This window comes from Mesorhizobium sp. M0437 (assembly GCF_040321335.1).
Classification (GTDB): domain Bacteria; phylum Pseudomonadota; class Alphaproteobacteria; order Rhizobiales; family Rhizobiaceae; genus Mesorhizobium.
In genome coordinates this window covers 12,434-32,012 of the sequence record NZ_JAMYRK010000064.1, presented here as the reverse complement: position 1 = coordinate 32,012, position 19,579 = coordinate 12,434, and the positions used below count along the sequence as shown (strand labels likewise).

Annotated in this window: 16 protein-coding genes; 12 read left to right on the top strand and 4 right to left on the bottom strand. The window is 62.8% G+C overall.

What is annotated here, in order from left to right:
* Positions 1-201 precede the first annotated feature (201 nt).
* The 5 genes from NKI72_RS28065 to NKI72_RS28045 all read left to right on the top strand — a co-directional run bounded on the left by NKI72_RS28065 (position 202) and on the right by NKI72_RS28045 (position 4,518).
* A complete protein-coding gene (locus tag NKI72_RS28065; RefSeq protein WP_023677270.1) occupies positions 202-1,296 on the top strand; it encodes an ABC transporter ATP-binding protein in 1,095 nt (364 codons plus the stop codon).
* A 67-nt stretch (positions 1,297-1,363) separates the two neighbouring features.
* Positions 1,364-2,479 (top strand): ABC transporter substrate-binding protein, encoded by a 1,116-nt coding sequence (locus NKI72_RS28060; RefSeq protein WP_023677269.1) that lies wholly within the window; start codon positions 1,364-1,366, stop codon positions 2,477-2,479.
* Positions 2,480-2,496: 17 nt separating this feature from the next.
* Positions 2,497-3,330: an ABC transporter permease gene (locus NKI72_RS28055; protein WP_352473751.1), complete on the top strand. Its 834-nt coding sequence runs from the start codon at positions 2,497-2,499 to the stop codon at positions 3,328-3,330.
* Positions 3,331-3,334: 4 nt separating this feature from the next.
* Positions 3,335-4,141 carry an ABC transporter permease gene (locus tag NKI72_RS28050; protein WP_352743677.1) on the top strand — a complete coding sequence of 269 codons (807 nt, stop codon included), beginning with the start codon at positions 3,335-3,337 and terminating at the stop codon, positions 4,139-4,141.
* An 89-nt stretch (positions 4,142-4,230) separates the two neighbouring features.
* Complete coding sequence (locus NKI72_RS28045; protein WP_352451481.1) at positions 4,231-4,518, top strand: DUF982 domain-containing protein; 288 nt, start codon at positions 4,231-4,233, stop codon at positions 4,516-4,518.
* A 43-nt stretch (positions 4,519-4,561) separates the two neighbouring features.
* Here NKI72_RS28045 and NKI72_RS28040 read toward each other — a convergent pair whose 3' ends face one another.
* The 3 genes from NKI72_RS28040 to NKI72_RS28030 all read right to left on the bottom strand — a co-directional run bounded on the left by NKI72_RS28040 (position 4,562) and on the right by NKI72_RS28030 (position 7,844).
* Positions 4,562-4,870, bottom strand: coding sequence for a HigA family addiction module antitoxin (locus NKI72_RS28040; RefSeq protein ID WP_352451482.1), 309 nt, complete (start codon positions 4,868-4,870; stop codon positions 4,562-4,564).
* Between the two features lie 115 nt (positions 4,871-4,985).
* A complete protein-coding gene (locus NKI72_RS28035) occupies positions 4,986-6,044 on the bottom strand; it encodes a glycosyltransferase family 2 protein (RefSeq protein ID WP_352831998.1) in 1,059 nt (352 codons plus the stop codon).
* 468 nt (positions 6,045-6,512) lie between these two features.
* A complete protein-coding gene (locus tag NKI72_RS28030) occupies positions 6,513-7,844 on the bottom strand; it encodes a dicarboxylate/amino acid:cation symporter (protein WP_352832000.1) in 1,332 nt (443 codons plus the stop codon).
* 238 nt (positions 7,845-8,082) lie between these two features.
* Here NKI72_RS28030 and NKI72_RS28025 point away from each other — a divergent pair, with 238 nt between their 5' ends.
* Positions 8,083-9,942, top strand: a complete 1,860-nt coding sequence (locus NKI72_RS28025) for a sensor histidine kinase (RefSeq protein ID WP_352851461.1) — start codon at positions 8,083-8,085, stop codon at positions 9,940-9,942.
* Positions 9,943-9,945: 3 nt separating this feature from the next.
* Complete coding sequence (locus NKI72_RS28020; protein ID WP_352851459.1) at positions 9,946-11,301, top strand: sigma-54-dependent transcriptional regulator; 1,356 nt, start codon at positions 9,946-9,948, stop codon at positions 11,299-11,301.
* 30 nt (positions 11,302-11,331) lie between these two features.
* On the opposite strand, the gene NKI72_RS28015 is transcribed toward NKI72_RS28020, so the two are convergent.
* Positions 11,332-12,075: a 2OG-Fe(II) oxygenase gene (locus NKI72_RS28015; protein WP_352774355.1), complete on the bottom strand. Its 744-nt coding sequence runs from the start codon at positions 12,073-12,075 to the stop codon at positions 11,332-11,334.
* Positions 12,076-12,223: 148 nt separating this feature from the next.
* Between NKI72_RS28015 and NKI72_RS28010 the strand changes: the two genes are divergently transcribed.
* The 5 genes from NKI72_RS28010 to NKI72_RS27990 all read left to right on the top strand — a co-directional run bounded on the left by NKI72_RS28010 (position 12,224) and on the right by NKI72_RS27990 (position 19,558).
* Entirely contained in the window at positions 12,224-15,424 is a 3,201-nt protein-coding gene (locus tag NKI72_RS28010) for a tetratricopeptide repeat protein (protein WP_352851458.1), read from the top strand.
* Between the two features lie 179 nt (positions 15,425-15,603).
* A complete protein-coding gene (locus NKI72_RS28005) occupies positions 15,604-16,329 on the top strand; it encodes a 3-keto-5-aminohexanoate cleavage protein (RefSeq protein ID WP_352685240.1) in 726 nt (241 codons plus the stop codon).
* Positions 16,330-16,532: 203 nt separating this feature from the next.
* Complete coding sequence (locus tag NKI72_RS28000) at positions 16,533-17,576, top strand: acyltransferase family protein (RefSeq protein ID WP_352832008.1); 1,044 nt, start codon at positions 16,533-16,535, stop codon at positions 17,574-17,576.
* 318 nt (positions 17,577-17,894) lie between these two features.
* On the top strand, positions 17,895-18,398 hold the full coding sequence (locus NKI72_RS27995) for an Lrp/AsnC family transcriptional regulator (RefSeq protein ID WP_023677254.1): 504 nt from the start codon (positions 17,895-17,897) through the stop codon (positions 18,396-18,398).
* On the top strand, positions 18,395-19,558 hold the full coding sequence (locus tag NKI72_RS27990; protein WP_352832010.1) for a saccharopine dehydrogenase family protein: 1,164 nt from the start codon (positions 18,395-18,397) through the stop codon (positions 19,556-19,558). Before NKI72_RS27995 ends, NKI72_RS27990 begins: the two co-directional genes overlap by 4 nt.
* Positions 19,559-19,579 lie beyond the last annotated feature (21 nt).

Genomic DNA, 19,579 nt, shown 5'->3' with positions numbered 1-19,579 from the left:
GTTCCCATCAGCCATCGCATCAAGAAATGCGCCTGGAACGACGACTATCTCATCAATGCCATCACTCATATGCGATAGCCCTGCCCCTCGAGGGGAGATTGGCGCATAGATGAATCAAATTTGCCGATCAGGCGAAAACTATTCGGTTGCGGTGAGCCGCCGCCCTGCCTACGATTTCGGCTACGCTAAGGAAAGGGCAGGATGCAGCAACCCGGCCGGGCCGCAGAGATCAAGGCAATCGGGATCGGCAAGAGCTTCGGCTCGTTCCGTGCGCTGGACGATCTGACGCTCGATATCGGCCGTGGCGAGTTCCTCACCCTGCTCGGCCCCTCCGGTTCCGGCAAGACCACCTTCCTGATGATCCTTGCCGGCTTCATTCAGCCGACCGACGGTCGCCTTTACAGCGACGGCGTCGACATCACCGAGCGGCCGGCCGAGCAGCGTGCCGCCGGCATGGTGTTCCAGGGCTATGCGCTGTTCCCGCATATGAGCGTCGAGGCCAACATCGCCTTTCCGCTCAAGGTGCGAAAGAAACCGGCGGCCGAGATCAAACGCCGCGTCGGCGAAATGATCGAGCGCGTCGGGCTCAAGGGCCACGAAAAGAAACTGCCGTCGCAATTGTCCGGTGGCCAGCAGCAGCGGGTCGCACTGGCGCGGGCGCTGGTGTTCGAGCCGGGCGTACTTTTGCTCGATGAGCCGTTTTCAGCACTCGACAAGGGCCTGCGCGGCCAGATGCAGGCCGAGATGAAGCGGTTGCACCAGGAGACCGGCACCACCTTCGTCTTCGTCACCCATGACCAGAGCGAGGCGCTGGCGTTGTCATCTCGCGTCGCCATCTTCAACCACGGCAAATTGCTGCAGGTCGGCGCGCCGGACGAGGTCTACGACCGGCCGGACAACCGCTTCGTCGCCGAGTTCCTGGGCGAGATCAACATGCTGCCGCTGAAGGGCGTACGCCCGGCCAACAATGGCTCGACGGGCCTCTGCGAAGACCGCGCGATCAGCATGCGCTGCAAGGCCGAGAAGGTCCGGGGCGACGCCATCCTGGCGATCCGGCCCGAATACATGTCGATCGCCCGCGAAGCCGCGACAGGCGAGAACGGCATTGCCGCGACTGCCGTCGCCTCGACCTATCTCGGCGCTGCGACGCGGCTCGATCTGACGACGCGGCAAGGCGCCAAGGTGACGATCTCTGTGCCGAACGAGGTCGCCGCTTCCGCGCTCAGCAAGGGCAATTCCGTCTGGCTGACCTGGCCGGCGGAGAAAGGCTTCCTCCTTCCGAACGGAGGACAATGACGATCGGCGCGGCGAATTCGCCAAGCTGACTTTCAGGAAATATTAACGACAAAAAAGGGGAACTGACATGACAAACCAAACCAAGAAAAATTCCATCGAGGCGCTATCCGCCAGGGCAGTGCGCGGCGAGATCTCGCGCCGGCAGTTTACGCAGCTGGCCGCACTGGTGCTGGCCGGCACGCCGATGCTGCTGCGCTCGACCGGCGCCTTTGCCGCGGCTAAGGAACTGGTGCTCGTCAACTGGGGCGGCGACGCCATTACCGCCTATGACGCGGCTTACGGCCAGGCCTTCACCAAGGAAACCGGCATTGTCGTTAAGATGGACGGCTCCGGCCCGACCGAAGGCGCGATCGCGGCGCAGTTCAAGAGCGGCGCCCCGACCTGGGACCTGGTCGACGTCGATCCGTTCTCGGCCATCACTCTCGGCGCCCAAGGCATGCTCGAGCCGATCGACTATGCGGTCGTCGACAAGAAGAAGATGCGGCCGGGATTCGGCTGGGAGTACGCTGCCTCGACCTATTTCTTCTCCTATGTCATCGCCTATGATGCCGAGAAATACGGCAGCCAGGCACCAACCGGCATGGCCGACTTCTTCGACGTGGCAAAATTCCCCGGCAAGCGCTCGCTCTACAAATGGGGCGTGTCGAGCTGGGAAGCGGCACTGCTCGCCGACGGCATCGCACCGGCATCGCTCTACCCGCTCGACCTCAAGCGCGCGCATGACAAGATCGCCGCCTTCAAGGAAAACGTCGTCGCCTATTGGGGTGGCGGCGCCGAAAGCCAGAGCGTGCTGCTCAATGGCGAGGCCTCGATGGCGATCGTCTGGTCGACCCGGGCTTCGCTCATCGAGCAGGATTCCGGCGGCAAGATCAAGTTCATCTGGGACCAGGGCCTGATCTCGCCCGGCGCGCTCGCCGTGCTCAAGGGCAATCCCGGCGGCAAGGACGCGGCGATGAAGTTCATCGCCAGCACCCAGGACCCGGAGAAGGAACTCATCATGTTCGAAAAGCTCGGTCAGGGTCCGGCCAACCCGGCCACCGATGCGCTGATACCCGCCGACAAGAGGCGCATCAATCCGGTCGATCCCGAGAACATGAAGAAGCAGATCCCGCTCGACATGGATTGGTACGCCAAGAACTACGGGGCGGCACTCGACGAATACACGAAGATCATCTCCGCCTGACAAGCCGGGATAACCGGATGAGAGCATACCTCTCCGACAGGATGGGCGCGGCGCTGTTGATGGCGCCGCTGCTCCTCTTTCTTGTGCTGGCCTATGCCTGGCCATTCCTTGGCGTGGTTAAATGGAGCTTCACCCTGCCCACGCCGGGGCTGGGGCAGTACAATGCGCTGCTCACGGATCAGTTGGTGCAGTCGGTCTTCATCCGCACGCTGCGTATCGCGGCGATCGTGACGATCGTTTCGGTTGTCGCCGCCTACGCCATCACCGTTGTCTGGGTACGCGGCACGCCGGTGCAGCGCGTCGTGGCCGAGTTCTGCATCCTGGTGCCGTTCTGGATCTCGGTGCTGACGCGCGCCTTCGGCTGGGTGGCGCTTTTGTCCAATCGCGGCCTGATCAACACCTGGCTGCAGGCGGTCGGCTTCATCTCAGAGCCGCTGGCGCTGGTGCGCAACGAGTTCGGCGTTATCGTCGGCATGACGCATTTCCTCATTCCCTTCGCCGTGTTTCCGCTGGCCTCATCGATGCGCAGCCTCGACGACCGTGTGCTGCTGGCGGCGCGCGGCCTCGGCTCCAGCCGTATGCGCACCTTTTGGTCGGTATTCGTGCCGATGACCAGCTCCGGCATCATCGGCTCGGCGCTGATCGTCTTCGTCTTTTCGCTCGGCTTCTTCGTCACGCCGGCGATCCTCGGCGGCGGCCGTAGCGTGATGATCGCCGAGCTGATCTACCTTCGCATCTTCCAGAGCCCGGACTGGGGCCTGGGCGCCGCAATCAGTGTCGTGCTGGTGCTGTTTGTCGGCGCGCTGATGGCGCTGCTGTTCCGCTATATCAGACCCAAGCAACTGGTGTAGCGCGATGCCGACCTACCGCCCCGGTCCCGTCTCGCTGGTCCTCGCCGCCCTCGTCGCGCTGTTCCTGCTGCTGCCGCTGCTCGCCGTCATCCCGGTGTCGCTGACGCCGAGCCGCATGCTGGCGATGCCGTCGGGCGAATTGTCGCTGCGCCATTACCGGGCGCTGATCGAGGATCCGCGCTGGATCAGTTCGATCCTGCTCTCGATCAGGATCGGCATCGTCAGCAGCGCCTTTTCCACCGTGCTGGCGCTCTGCTTCAGCCTCGGCATCTGGATGTTCCAGCCGCGCTTCACGGCAGCATTGGTCGGTTTCGTGCTGCTGCCGATGGTGGTGCCGCCGGTGGTCTCGGCAATCACGCTCTACTTCCTGCTGACCTCGATCTCTGGCGTCAGCTCATTCTTCGGCTATGACACCTGGCTGGGTGTCGCCATGGCGCATGCGGTGATGACGGTGCCCTTCGCCACGGTGCTGATCCTGGTGTCGCTCAGCCAGCTCGACCGCCGCATCGACCTCGCCGCCCGCGGCCTCGGCGCCACCGTGTGGGAGCGCGCCACCCGCATCATCATGCCCAATATCAAGTTCGGCATCGTCACCGCGGCGTTGTTGTCCTTCGTGCTGTCCTGGGAAGAGATCGGCGTCACCCTGTTTATCACCTCGGTCAACGCCATCACGCTGCCGCGGCTAATGTGGATGGGCCTGCGCGACAACATCGACCCGGCGATCGCAGCGCTCTCGGTGATCCTGATCGTCATCACCGTGCTGGTGCTTGTGGCGCGAAGCGTCGTGGTCAGGCTGCGCGCAGCGCTGTAGACGCCGCCTCACGCCGAGGTGACTGGCGCGAATGAAACCTTGGGCTACGATTTTCGTTATAGATGGTTCAACAGGTCGAAGGCCCCGCCATGAACCAGGGATGGTTTGCCAAGCCGGTTGCGGTTGCGGTCGGCATCGTGGGAGATATCCGCAACATTTCCAACGCACGGCAGGCTGTCGCATTGCTGGAAGCCCACTGGCGTGACACCGGCAGCGCCAAACACGGGGTGGCACTGCGCACATGCCGCCGCGCCATGAGCGACGATCGCTGGACCGAAGCCGCCAGGAACGCGTTCATCGAGGCCGCGCGGGAAGCGCATGTCCTGGTCGAGCGAGCCGTCGAACCGCAGGACCGGTCCAGGCAGGCGGGACCGTGATCGATTTGTGAGAGCCTCGGTGGTTCGGCCGATCTATTGCATCTCAGGCAGCATGCAGCCTTGGAATGGCGCTGACGTCAACCTCGCGTTCCGCGTGCCACGCATCATAGGCGGCCTGCATCCTGAGCCAGATCGCGGCGCCGTCGCCGAACATCTTTCCAAGACGGGCAGCGACAGCCGGCGACACCGGCTTCTTTTCGCGGATGATGTCATAAAGCTGCTGGCGCGAGATTCCGAGCAGATTGGCGATCTCCACCTTGGTCTTTCCGGTTGCCGGGATAATGTCGTCAAGCAGCGCTCCAGGGTGGGATGGGCAGCGCTCCATCGGACGCATCGGCTCATAAGAGGTCATGGGCTGGTTGTCCTTTCGCTTGGGGCGCCACGTACCCATAATGATATTGTTCGAAATCTACCCGGGTTGCCAGACCTCCCAAAAACCTGGCGGAGTTGTGGCACAGCGCCACCCACTAACCCATGGCATGGCGGATTCTCTTGGACAGGCGGCTCAAAAATGCCGGCCTCGACGACGCATCAAGCTTCCACGACAGCACCGCGGTCGCCATTTTCCGCGGCAACACTCCGACCGACAGGAACCAGGCGGCAAGGATTGCACGCCGCCGCAGGGATGCGGTCATTTCGAGGCTGGCGACGGCGCCGGCCGCCCCGAGCGCCAGCCGGGAATCGTCGGCCACGGGATGTCGGTCTCTGTCCGCGCAAAGCGATGCCAGCCGCTCTTCCAGGTGGACCGGATCGTGGCGGACGGCATTCGACGGCACGATGGTCAGGCCGATCCCGGAAGCCTGGTCCGACAGCGCCTGCATGCGGCGGAAATCGTGAGTTACCCGCCAGCGTGCCCGCTCGGCGAGCTTTTCACCGAAGACTGAATGGTTGGCGCCATGGATCCGGTAGGCGCCGAGGCATTCGTCGATCGATTGGACATGCCCGTACATCGGCGCCAGCGTTGCCAGATAGCCGTCGGCGCCCTGGCGGAACTCCGGCTCCGGTATCGGCATGATCGATTCGAGCGTTGCGCGGTCAAAGGCGAGCCCGCTGGTCACGGTCGTCTGATAGCGGCCCTTGTGCAGGAGTTTCGGCATGACGTCGCCGCTGTCGAAAGCCAGTTCGGGCGGCGGAAAGACATCCTTGATGCGTTGCCCCTCGTCGACGATATGCAGTCTGGACTGGACCTGGGCGGTTGCCTCGTCCCAGGTTTCGACAATGGTAGAGACGGCGGTTGGATAAAGATAATCGTCGGCGTCGAGGAACAGGACGATCTTGCCCGAGCTCGCCGCGAAGCCGGTGTTGAATGCCGCCGCGTGTCCGCCATTTTGCGCTCGCGGGCATGCGAGTATCTCATCGCGATAGGATTCCATGATTGTCGTGGAATTGTCCTGCGATGCATCGTCGACGACGATGACTTCGACATCGGCGTAGTCTTGCTCGAGGGCGCTGTCGATGCTGCGTTTGAGGAACCGCGCATAGTTGTAGTTCGGGATGATGATGGATACCGGAATGACAGGCCGCATCGCGTTTGACCTCGCATCTTGCTTTGGTTCGGCAAAGGCCCTCATGGGCCTGCCCCTCTTCAAGTGCCCCTCTTCAGGCGCGACGAGTTCCCCTCAGAAAAGCTTGCGCTTTCCACCAGGAGACGGGTCACGTTTCGCTTGCGACTTCGCAGTGAGGCCGCCATTGCCTTCGAGGGCTGCCGCCATAGTCAGAACGCGGTCGGCAGCAAAAGCTCCGACGTTCGGCCAAGGTGATGTCGCAACCGAGCCCGACGGAAATGTCTCGCCTCGCAATCAGGTCGGGAGCGAAGCGGACGGGTGCCCTGAAGGCATGGCGGATACTGGCCTGCAAATGCGGCTGGAACAAGCCCCGCGTCGAAAATAGGGCCACTTCAGGTTGCGTTTCAGGCGGCATGCCGCGACCGCCGGCCCTTTTGCCCCGGAGCCGGTGAACCGCCTCCGGGGCTTATGACCATGCAGCCTAAACAGTCAGGCGCCCTGCAAACCCGGCAGCGACAGGTCGACTTCCTCCGGCAAGTCGCCGGCCATGGCGGCGGCAAACTTCGTCTGGTCGAGTTCTCCCTCCCAGCGTGCCACCACGACCGTCGCTACCGCATTGCCGATGAAGTTGGTCAGCGCCCGGCACTCCGACATGAAGCGGTCGACGCCGAGGATCAGCGCCATGCCGGCGACCGGCACCGTGGGGACGACCGAAAGCGTCGCCGCCAGGGTGATGAAGCCAGCGCCGGTGATGCCGGCGGCACCCTTGGAGCTCAGCATGGCGACGGCGAGCAGCAGGATCTGGTCGCCGTAGGTGAGTGGCGTGTCGGTCGCCTGCGCGATGAACAGCGCCGCCAGCGTCATGTAGATGTTGGTGCCGTCGAGGTTGAAGGAATAGCCGGTCGGGATAACCAGACCGACCACCGAGCGGTTGCAGCCGGCGCGCTCCATCTTGGCCATGAGGCCTGGCAATGCCGCTTCCGAGGACGAGGTGCCGAGCACCAGCAGCAGCTCTTCCTTGATGTAGCGGATCAGCGCCAGGATCGAGAAGCCGTTGTAGCGGGCAACCGCGCCGAGCACCACCAGCACGAACAGCAGCGCGGTCAAGTAGAACGTGCCGATCAGCATGGCGAGATTGGCGATCGAGCCGATGCCGTATTTGCCGATCGTGAAGGCCATGGCGCCAAACGCGCCGATCGGTGCGGCCTTCATCAGGATGGCGACGAGGCGGAAGATCGGCGTGGTCAGCGCCTGCAGGAAATCGACAACCGGACGGCCGCGATCGCCGACCAACGCCAGGGCGACGCCGAACAGCACCGAGAAGAACAGCACCTGCAGGATGTCGCCCTGCGCGAAGGCGCCGGTGATGGTGTCAGGGATGATGTTCATCAGGAACCCGACGATGGTTGTGTCGTGCGCCTTCTCGGCATACGCCGCCACCTTGGCGGTATCGAGCGTCGCTGGATTGATGTGCATGCCGGCGCCGGGCTGGACGACATTGGAGACGACCAGGCCGACGACCAGCGCCAGCGTCGAGAACACCAGGAAATAGATCATCGCCTTGCCGGCGACGCGGCCGACCTTCTGCAGGTCGGAAACACCGGCGATGCCGGTCGCCACCGTCAGGAAGATCACCGGCGCGATCACCATCTTCACCAGCTTGATGAAAGCATCGCCGAACGGCTTCATCGCCTCGCCGGTTTCGGGATAGAAATGGCCGAGCAGCACGCCGGCGGCGATCGCCGCGAGCACCTGCACATAAAGATGCCGGTATAAGGGAAGTTTGCCGCGCGGCTCGGCGGCAGCGATTGCTGTCTGCATAACGTCCTCCATGGCGCCCCGATCGAAAGCTCGACTCCCCGGGGCAGTTGTTTTGAGACCAGCAGCCTCGCGACTGCTGAATTCGTGTTTGCAACAGTCGTGCCAGATACGCAGAAGAGCTTTTCATCATTGATTTTGTTGAGCATTCGCAAACGTCCGCTGTGCTGGACGCATGGATAGGTGCGAATCTCCGCATAGGTCGAATTGTGCTTTGTGCGAATTCATGCACAAATGGGCGATGCTGCAACGCCCCGCCGGTGCCTTGTCTTCGACGCCCGAGCAACTCGCCAGGCGGGCGCGCCGAGCCTGGCTGCTGTTTGCGGCCATCGCGCTTTTGATCGTCACGGCAGCGCTCTACGGCGCCGGCCTTTACGGCCGCACCGCCGAGGTCGGGACCCTGGCGGCGCAGGGGCGTACCGACGCCAATCTGAAGGTCGCGCTGCTGCGCGCGGTGCTCGAAAGCCCGCGCGCCCTGCCGCTGCTTTTGTCCGCAGACCAGCAAGTGCGTGACGCGCTGTCGCAGAAAAATGCCGCGGCAATCGATGTGCTGAACCGCAAGCTCGAGGGGCTGGTCTCCGGCACCAAGGCGTCGGTACTCTATGTCGTCGGCACCGATGGACTGGCGGTCGCCTCCAGCAACTGGCGCGAGCCGATCAGCTTCGTCGGCAATGACTACCGTTTCCGCGACTATTTCTCCGGCGCGATGCAGGCCGGAACCGCCGAGTATTTTGCACTCGGCAATGTCAGCAAGCGCCCCGGCCTCTACATTTCGCGGCGCGTCGGCGACACAGACGCACCGCTCGGCGTCGTCGTCGTCAAGATGGAGTTCAACCAGCTCGAAGCCGACTGGCGCGAGGCGAACCGCCCGGCTTATGTCAGCGACGAGAATGGCGTCGTGCTGATCACCAGCGTGCCGTCCTGGCGTTTCATGACAACCGCACCGCTGGCCGCACCTAAGCAAGCCGCGATCCGCGACAGCCAACAGTTCGGCGACGCGCCGCTTGTGCCGTTGCCGATCATGCACGCGCAGGCGCTCAGCCCGGATGTGTCGATCGTCCACGCAGTAACGCCCGGCGGCAGCGACGCGGAGTATCTCAGCCTTTCAACACCGATCCCTTCGACCCCCTGGCGGCTCGACTATCTGATCCCAGTCGAAGCGCCGATCGCCGCCGCGGTCCGCGAAATGCGGCTTCTGGCGCTCGGCGTCGTCGTCCCGCTGCTCGGCCTTGCCGCGTATCTGTTGTGGCGCCGGCAGTCGGCGCAGATGCGGATTGCCGCCGAACAGGCGGCCCGCACCGAACTCGAACGCCGCGTCGTCGAACGGACCGAGGATTTGAGCCGCGCCCGCGACCGGTTGCAGGCCGAGATAACAGGCCACCGCAGCACGGAAGCCAAGCTCCAAATCGTGCAGCAGGATCTGGTCCAGGCCAACCGCCTCGCCATCCTCGGCCAGGTCGCGGCCGGTGTCGCCCATGAGATCAACCAGCCGGTCGCCACCATACGCGCCTATGCCGACAATGCCCGCACCTTCCTCGACCGCAAGCAGACCGGGCCGGCCGAGGAAAACCTCGGCGCTATCGCAGCCCTTACCGAACGCATCGGCTCAATCACCGAGGAGTTGAAGGCATTTGCCCGCAAGGGCCGCACCGCCGCCGAGCCTGTCGAATTACGTGGTGTTATCGAAGGCGCCGTCATGCTGTTGAGAAGCCGCTTTGCCGGCCGGCTCGACGCATTGGCCATCGACCTGCCGCCGCTGAGCCTCAAGGTCATGGGCAATCGAGTGCGGCTCGAACAGGTGCTGATCAACCTCTTCCAGAACGCGCTCGAAGCACTCGACGGCCGCGACGACGCTCATGTGCAGGTGTCGGTCGAGGAGACCGCGGACGGCGTGACGGTCGGCGTGTCCGATAACGGACCGGGCATTCCACCCGCGATCCTAAAATCGCTGTTCACGCCGTTCAACACCTCCAAGGAAAAAGGCCTTGGCCTTGGCCTCGTCATCTCGAAGGACATCGTCGCCGATTATGGCGGCCGCATCGAGGTTTCGAGCGACGACAGCGGCACCCGCTTCACCATTCATCTCCAGACAGCAGCGTAAGCCATGACGAATGACAATGCCGCCCCGGTGGTCCTGATCGACGACGACCGCGATCTCCTCAAGGCCACCGCGCAGACGCTGGAGCTTGCCGGCTTCTCGGTCTCGGCCTTTGCGGTGGCGGCTGAGGCGCTGGCCGGGCTCGACGCCGGTTTTACCGGCGTCGTGGTGTCGGATATCCGCATGCCTCAGATCGACGGCTTGCAGCTTTTCAATCGCATCCTGCGGCTGGATGCCGACATTCCCGTCATCCTCGTCACCGGCCACGGCGACATCGCCATGGCCGTCAAGGCGATCAAGGACGGCGCCTACGACTTCATCACCAAGCCCTTCGCCGCCGACCGGCTGGTACAGAGCGTGCGCCGCGCAGCGGAAAAGCGCCGCCTGGTGATGGAGAACCGCGCCTTGCGCGAGGCGGCCGGAGAGGCGCAGGACGGCCTGCCGCTGATCGGCCAGACGCCGGCGATGGACAGGCTGCGCCGCACACTACGCCAGATCGCCGACACCGACGTCGATGTGCTGGTGACCGGCGAGACAGGCTCCGGCAAGGAGGTGGTGGCAAGCCTTCTGCATCGCTGGAGCCGCCGCGCCAAGGGCAATTTCGTCGCGCTGAATTGCGGCACGCTGCCGGAGACCGTCATCGAGAGCGAGTTGTTCGGCCATGAGGCCGGCGCCTTCACCGGCGCGCAGAAGAAACGGATCGGCCGCATCGAGCACGCCAGCGGCGGCACGCTGTTCCTCGACGAGATCGAAAGCATGCCGGTGTCGACGCAGGTGCAGATGCTGCGCGTGCTGGAAATGCGCGAGGTCACCCCGCTCGGCACCAACGAGGTGCGCCCGGTCGATCTGCGCGTCGTCGCCGCCGCCAAGGTCGATCTCGGTGATCCGCGCCAGCGCGGCGCTTTCCGCGAGGATCTCTATTATCGGCTCAACGTGGTGACGATCTCGATCCCGCCGCTGCGCGAGCGCCGCGACGATGTCGCCCTGCTGTTCTTCTATTTCGCCGAGCGCGCCGCCGCCCGTTTCCACCGCCAGGTGCCGGCAGTGCCGGCTTCGGTGCATCGCCATCTCAGCGACCATGACTGGCCGGGCAATGTGCGCGAACTGGCGCATTTCGCCGAGCGGTTCGTGCTTGGGTTGGAGGAAGGCGCCGAAGCACAACCCCCTGCCCCGACCCAGTCGAACACCGCCATGAAGCTGCCGGAGCGGCTGGAGCGCTACGAGGCCGACATCATCCGCGAGACGCTTGGCCGCAACGAGGGCGACGTCAGGCGCACGATCGAGGCGCTGGGGATTCCGCGCAAGACTTTCTACGACAAGCTCCAGCGCCACGGTATCGTGCGCAGCGATTTTTCCAGGTAACCGCCGCCGGGCCTCGACCGGGCGACTCGGTTACTTGGCGTCGTGGAAGATGATACCGACAGTGTGGCGCATGCCGGAGCGAAGCCGGCTGACGCCGTGCCTGAGATTGACCCGGTAATTGCCCTTGCTGCCCTGGACCGGTCGATTGTGGACCGCGAAGGCGACCGCGTCGCCCCGGCGCAGCGGCACCACCTCGGCGCGGCTCTGCATGCGCGGACGCTGCTCGGTCAGCACGAACTCGCCGCCGGTGAAATCCTTGCCTGGTTCCGACAACAGGATCGCCACCTGCAGCGGGAAGGCCAGATCGCCGTAGAGATCCTGGTGCAGGCAGTTGAAGTCGCCGGGAACATATTGCAGCAGGAGCGGCGTCGGCCGCGTCTGGCCCTGCTCGTGGCATTGCTCGAGGAACGCGGCGTGTTCGTCGGGATAGCGCTGCGCGATACCCATGCGCTCGTTCCAGTCATTGGCGACCGCGGCCAGGCGCGGATAGAGCGCGGTGCGCAAGCCGCCGATCAAGTCGGGCAAGGGATAGCGGAAATAGCGGTACTCGCCCTTGCCGAAGCCATGCCGCGCCATATGGACATGGCTGCGGAAATGGCTCTCGTCCGAATAAAGTCCGGCGATATGCCGGCACTCCTGCGGCGTCAGCAGCTTTTCCATCACCGCGCAACCATAGCCGCTCAGCTCATCGGCCAGCGTCCGCCAGTCATATCCGGCAACGCGCACCTCCGCCGATTTCACCGCCGCTTTCGCGCCTATCGAATGGATGGTCATGGTTTCGCCTCCTGTGGCTTCTGTGTCATTGAGATGGGTGAAACGGCGCGCGCGGACCACCCGTTTCTTGCCGGGTGAACTCGTTAGCGATTGTCTCGGGGATTTCGTTGAATACAATGCAGCGGGGCTTGCCGCGATGAGGGGCGATTTGATCGGACGGGTTCGACAAAGGGACGGGGCAGTCCGGCAATTCCTCGTTTGCCTCGTCGTCATGCTGGTCTCGGCGCTCCCGGCCTTGTCCGCCAGCAGCGACTGCGTCAGCGACGATGAGGTCGATCCGGCGGTGCGGATCGCCGCCTGCACGCGCATGATCGAGGATGCGACAGAGCCCCTCGAAAACCGCGGTATTGCCTATTTCAAGCGCGGCAATGCCCTGACGGAACGAGGCGACTATGACCGCGCGATCGCCGACTACAGCGCGTTCATCGGCATCGCACCGACCGTCGCCAGCGGCTACTATAACCGGGGCATCAGCTGGGTCTTCAAGGGCGACTACGACAAGGGCATCGCCGATCTGGACAAGGCGATCAGCCTGGACCCTAAATATAGCGACGCCTACTACAACCGCGGCGTCGCCTGGACCTTCAAGGGCGAGAACGACCGGGCTTTGGCCGACTATGACAGGGCAATCAGTCTCAGTCCCGGAGACGGCAAAAGCTACCACAATCGCGGGCTGATCTGGTCAAGCAAGGGCGACGACGACCGCGCGATAGCCGATTTCGACCAGGCCATCAGGCTCAACCCAAACGACGCCAGTTCCCTGAACGGCCGCGCCGATGCCTGGACCAACAAGGGCGATGCGGAGCGCGCGCTGGCCGACTATGACAAGGTGATCAGCCTCGATCCGAAAAACGCACATGCCTACTACCGGCGCGGCAACGCCCGGCTGACGGGCGGCGATTTTGACGATGCCATCACCGACTACAATAAGGTCGTCGCGATCGATCCGAAGGATGCTAGCGTCTACTACAACAGAGGCCTCGCCTGGTCGAACAAGGGCGACCATGACCAGGCGCTGGCGGACTTCGACACGTCCATCAGCCTCGATCCGACATTTGCACCAGCCTATTACAGCCGAGGCGTCACTTGGGCCAACCGGGGGGACCATGACCGCGCCATAGCCGATTATGGCAAGGCGATTGGCATCGATCCAAAACTCGCCGTCGCATACTACGCGCGAGGCGCGGCCCGATCCGACGCAGGTGACGCCGATGGCGGCATCGCCGACTATGGTCAGGCCATCGCGCTCGATCCGAAATATGTCGACGCCTACAACAACCGGGGGATAGCATGGGCGGCGAAAGGCGATTTCGACGGCGCCATCGCCGACTACGACCAGGCGATCAGACTCGATCCGAAACACGCCATCTCTTATTCAAACCGGGGTCTGGCCCGAGCAAACAAGGGCGACATCGATCGTGCCATCGCCGATTACAGCCAGGCGATCACCTTCGATCCGAACCTTGGCAATGCCTATTTCAACAGAGGCATCGCCTCGCTTGCAAGGGGCGATGCGGACAGTGCCATTGCCGATTACACCCAGGCGATCAGGCTCGATCCGACAAATCCGAAAATCTACGTCAAACGTAGCGAGGCCTGGTACAAGAAGGGGGAGGACGATCACGCCATTGAGGACTCCAACCGGGCCATCGGTCTCGATCCGAAAGGCGCGATGCCCTTCAACAACCGTGGCATGTCCTTGTGGCGAAAGGGCGAAGCCGACAAGGCCATCGCTGATTTTGACCAGGCGATCCGCCTCGATCCGAAATACGCCGACGCATACGCCAATCGAGGTGCAGCTCTGGCGGACCGGGGCGATAGGGACCGTGCGCTGGCCGACCTCAACCAGGCGATTACCATCGACCCGGGTCAGACCGACGCCTATCTGCATCGGGGCATGATAGATATCGACAGGGGCGATTTCGACGACGCGATGGCCAATCTCGACAAGGCGATCAGTCTTGACCAGAAAGATACCTACGCTTTCAACGCTCGGGGTTTAGTGTGGTTCAAGAAGGGCGATAATGACCACGCCCTCGCCGACTACAACATAGCGATCGATCTTGATCCGAAGCGTGCCGAGACTTTCAACAACCGGGGGATGGTCTGGGCGCGCAAAGGCGACGTCAACCGCGCCTTCAAAGATTACGGACAAGCCATCAACCTCGATCCAAAATACTCAAGCGCTTACTACAATCGGGGAATAGCCTGGTTCGCCAAAGGGGACAATGACCGTGCTATGGCCGATTACGACCAGGCAATCAGCTCCGACCCCGGGAACATCGATGCCTACAACAACCGAGGACTGGTGTGGGCGGCAAAGGGCGAGTTCGACCGTGCCATCGCCGACTACGACAAAGCGCTCGGCCTCAACCCGAAAAATACCTTTTCCTATTCCAATCGTGGAATCGCGCGTGCGGGAAAGAGCGACAATGACGGCGCCCTCGCCGATTTCGACAAGGCCATCAGCCTCGATCCAAAAGATCCTTCTGCATTTTTCAACCGGGGCATAACGTGGATTGCCAAGGGTGATGCCGAGAAGGCCATCGCCGATTTCGATAAGGCGATTAGCCTCGATCCGAAACTGATGCCCGCCTACTACAAACGCGGCGAGGCATGGCTAGAAAAAGGCGACAATGACCGGGCGATCGCCGATTACAGCCAGACCGTTACGCTCGACCCGACAAAGGCCATCGCCTACAACGACCGAGGGTTCGCCTGGAGCAGGAAAGGCGAGTTCGACCGTGCCATCGCCGACTACGACCGCGCGATCAGCCTCGATCCGAGACTTGTCAAGAGCTACCAAAACCGAGGCGTCGCCTGGACGGCAAAGGACCAATACAGCCGCGCTATCGCCGATTATGGCGAAGCAATCAACCTCGATCCGAAAGACGCCTCCACCTATGCTGGCCGGGGCGTCCTGTATCTCTATTCCGGCGCGACGGCGATGGCGCAGACGGATTTCGAGCAGGCGGCCTCTCTCACCCCCGACAATGCCTACTTTGCCATCTGGCTTGATATCGCGGCGCGGCGCAACGGCGCGGCGAGCCACTTGAAGGAGGCGAAAAGCAAGCTCGACATGACGAAGTGGCCGGCACCGCTGGTCAGCATGCTGCTGGGTGAAAAGACGTCCGCCGAAGCACTTTCGGATGCCGGTGCTGTGGGCCTGGCTCAGAGAACCGGACAAGTCTGCGAAACGAATTTCTACACGGCCGAGCTTAGCCGGCTCCAAGGGCATAGCGAGGAAGCCTTACGGCTTTACCGGCTCGCCGCTAGCGATTGTCCCAGGGATTTCGTCGAATACCGAGCCGCCATGAGTGCGCTGCACGATCTGGGCGTGCCGCCATAACTCTGCAAACGACCGTCTCTTTTGCCGAGAAGATCGTTGGCGAACAAGGCGATAGAGACACACTGCCCGACTGATCCAGGCTGTGCCACGTCCATATGTCAGGAGCCTTCGCCAGCGCGATTCCGGTTTTCACTGGCCCGCGCTAGACTGGCAGCAACCGCAACCGGACTGCCCCCGGCATGATCGTCCAGACCTGCATCAATGGCGCGCGCAGCGCCGATTTTCACCCGCGACTGCCGCTTGATCCCGAAGCCATGGCGCGCGACGGTGCGACCTGCGTCGCCGCCGGTGCGGCCGAACTGCATGTCCATGCCCGCGGGCTGGACGGTCGCGAAAGCCTGGCTCCGGCGGCGATGGACCAGACTGTGCTAGCGCTTCGTCGCGCCTGCCCTGGAACGCTGATCGGCGTGTCGACCGGCGCCTGGATTGAGAATGACGACGAGCGGACGCTGGCCGCGATCGCCGCTTGGAGCGAGCTGCCCGACTATGCCTCGGTCAATCTCAGCGAAGACGCCGCGCCCGCTATCATGGAGCGTCTGCGCCAACGCGGCATTGGCATCGAGGCGGGGCTTGCCTCCGTCGCCGACGCCGAACGCCTGGTGAGCCTCGACCATGGCAAACGCGTGCTGCGGATCCTGATCGAAATCTCCGAGCAGGAGCCGGACGCTGCGCTGGAGATCAGCGACGATATCGCCGCCGTGCTCGACGGCGCCGGAATGCGCCGGGCAATCCTGCTGCACGGCGCCGACGCCACGGTCTGGCCTTTCGTGCACCGGGCGGCGGAACGCCGTTGGTCGACGCGCGTCGGACTGGAAGACGGCAAGGAGCTCCCTGATGGAACAGTAGCATCTAGTAACGCTGCGCTGACAGCGGCAGCCGTCGCTATCTTCGAGTCCAGCCGTTAGCGCGGGAACGGCCAATCTCCTCTTCACTGGGGAGATGCCAAGTTTGGCAACGAGGCAGGCCAAAGTCGGCCGAGCATAAGTGTGGCGGCACGCTATATCAATAAAACTTATCTAAAACTTTACGTGTTAATTAAACCAACAATTAATCGGCACATCAACGATCACGTATGTTAATGCTCTCCTGCACCGGGGACCATTTTTTGATGAACATCATTCCACAGAATGATCACGCTGCGCCGCGTCGGATTCAACAGTATACATCGATACAGGTACTGCGGGGGCTGGCAGCTCTCATGGTTGTTATCTATCATCTTCCGGCCGCGCTGGGCATGCTCGATCTGCGTATTCCCGTTCTAAACAGCGGCGTCGACCTGTTTTTCGTCATTAGTGGTTTTGTAATGGTTCTCTCGACAGAGAACAGACGCGCCGACCACCGTGCTTTTTTGATGCAGCGCTTCACGCGCGTCGTTCCGTTCTATTGGGTTATGACCTTCCTTATGGTCGCCGCACTTTGGTTGTTTGCCGGTCGTGCAGTGTTTCTTGAGCAGATCACCAATAGCCTGCTTTTCATAGCCTATCTCGATACGGTCACAGGCTATGTCCAACCGGTGCTTGGCGTGGGTTGGACGCTCAATCTGGAAATCCTGTTTTACATTCTGTTCGCGGCGACTATGCGTTTCGGCACGCTGACGCAAATGGCCATGGTCGGCGTTGTCTTTGCAATCGCCGTAGCGGCGCGCATCGTCTTCAAACCCGCCGCCGACACTGTGCTGTTTTTCTATACCACGCCAATCCTGTTTGAGTTCCTTGCCGGCATGGCGCTCGGCCACCTGGTCGGCAGACTGGCGCGTTTGCCTACCGTCCTGGGTGTCTCGGCGCTCGTGTTCGCCATCGTGTCCATGCTGGTGATGGTACTTGGCTTCAACTTGCCGCGAACCCTTGCTCAGGGAATCCCGGCCTTGATCCTTGTCGCCGGTTGCATCAGCCTGGAAAGCTACTTCCGGCTTTTTGCTCCTCGCCTGCTGGCAAGGTTGGGCGATGCCTCCTACTCTCTCTATCTGACGCATCCTATCGTGCTGCTTGCGACCGCTCCTGTCGTTGCAAGCGTCAGCGTATCACCATGGCTTGCTGGCATGGTTATTGTCACCGCCTGCATTGCCATCTCCCTGGCCAGCTACAGTTTTGTTGAAAAGCCGATTTTGGCCATTTCGCGGATGAGCCTTTCCGCCCGTCACGTGAAGGCATGAGTTGCGGCTGCGCTCCGCGGAACCACGGTGTCCCGCCAATCTTAGACCGGCGGCGCTGAACCTTCAAAAGATCCGGAAACAAAAACCCGCCTCGGGAGGACGGGTCGTTGGAGCCAAATTGGCACCATACCCAAATTAGTAGCATAGCTGCCGGCAAAAAGCAAGAACAAAATGTGGCGACATCGACGAAAATTGCCGACAGGCACAGAGCCATGGCGGATGACATGGCTCTTGCCGTTGTTAAAAATCTCTCATAAGGTATTTTCATATCTGAAAGAAAATCCAATCGTTTCTTTCCTTTTATGAAAGCCTGAGCGTTTGCGGGAACATCTCGATCAGACCGACCGGCGACTGGTCAAGCTGCTGTCGCAAGATGCGCAGCTTGGCGTCAACCGCCTCGCTGAGAAGATGGCGATCTCGGTGCCGACGGTGCGCATGCGGCTGCGCAACCTGCTCGACCGCAACCTGCTCAAGATCGTCGGGCTGCTCAACCTGACCGAACGCCCTGAGCTGATCTCGGCCATCGTCGGCATCAATGCGCAGGGACGCGGCCGCGCCCGGGAACTGGCGCAGCGCATCTCCGAACTGCCTTTCGTGAACTCGGCCGCCGTCGTCACCGGGCGCTTCGACATCATCGTCGACGTGACCGTGGCCGGTGATGTCGCCGATCTCTACCGCGTCACCAGCGAGCTGATCCCCGGCGCCGGCGAGCCGGGCGAAGTCGTGCGCAGCGAGACCTTCGTCGTCATGGCGTCCTGCAACAAATGGGTCAGCCTGCCGGAAGGCTGCTGGTCGGACGAGACGCGGAAGGAAATGGCATGAAGATCGCGGTTCTCGGCGGCCTCGGCCTGCAAGGCCGGGCGGCGATCGCCGATCTCGTTGCCAGCGACGGCGTCGAGCAAGTGGTCTGTGTCGACACGGCAACCGACGGCGCTGCGCGGCTTGGCGGCCTGACAGACCTTGCCAGGGTGCGTTTTGTCGTGCCGGAGGGCGCGATCGGTCCGGTGCTGGCCGATGTGATGAAGGACGTCGATGCGGTCATCGACCTGTTGCCGCAGCCGCTGATGCGCGACGCGGTGCAGGCGGCGATCGCGACGCGCACGCCGCTGGTCACCACCAATTACGGCAAGGCCATCGCCGATCTCGCTCCCGAGGCCGAAAAGGCCGGCGTGTCGATCGTGACCGAATGCGGGCTCGACCCCGGCATCGACCTGGTGCTCTACGCGCGCGCCGCCAGCCAGTTCGACACCATCACCGCGATCGATTCCTACTGCGGCGGCATTCCCGAGCCGAAGGCGGTGGTCGAGCCGCTGCGCTACAAGGTGAGCTGGAATTTCGACATGGTTCTGGTCAGCCAGAACCGCGACAGCGTGCTGGTCGAGGACGGCAAACGGGTCGATGTGCCGGCCGCCCGCCAGCACGACAATCGTTTCATCCACGAGATCGAGGTGGCGGGACTGGGCAGGCTCGAAGCCTTCCCCAATGGCGACGCGCCGCATTATGCCGGCATGCTCGCCGCCGCCAAGGGGCTGCAGCGCTCCGGCCGCTATTCGCTTCGCTGGCCCGGCTGGTCAGCGTTCTGGGCGCCGCTGAAGCAGCTCGGCTTTCTCTCTGAGGACAAGGTGCCCGGCACCGGCGTCAGCCCACGCGAATTCCTCGGCCGGCTGCTTGCCCCGCAACTGCAATATGGCGCGGACGAAAAGGACCTTTGCGTCATGCGCAACGTCTTTGTCGGCAGCGAAGGCGGCCGCCGCAAGACGGTGACCTCGGAGCTGGTCATCGAACGCGACCTCGCCTCCGGCCTGTTCGGCATGAGCCTCGGCGTCGGCTATCCCGCCAGCATCGTGGCGCAGATGCTGGCACGGCGCGAGATCGCCACGCCCGGCCTGCTCAACCCGCTGCTGCATGTTCCCGATGGCCGTTTCCTCGATGAGCTCGCCAGGCGCGGCATCAAGGTTGCCGAAACGGTGAGCTGGGACTGAAGGATTTTCGAACGGTGGTCG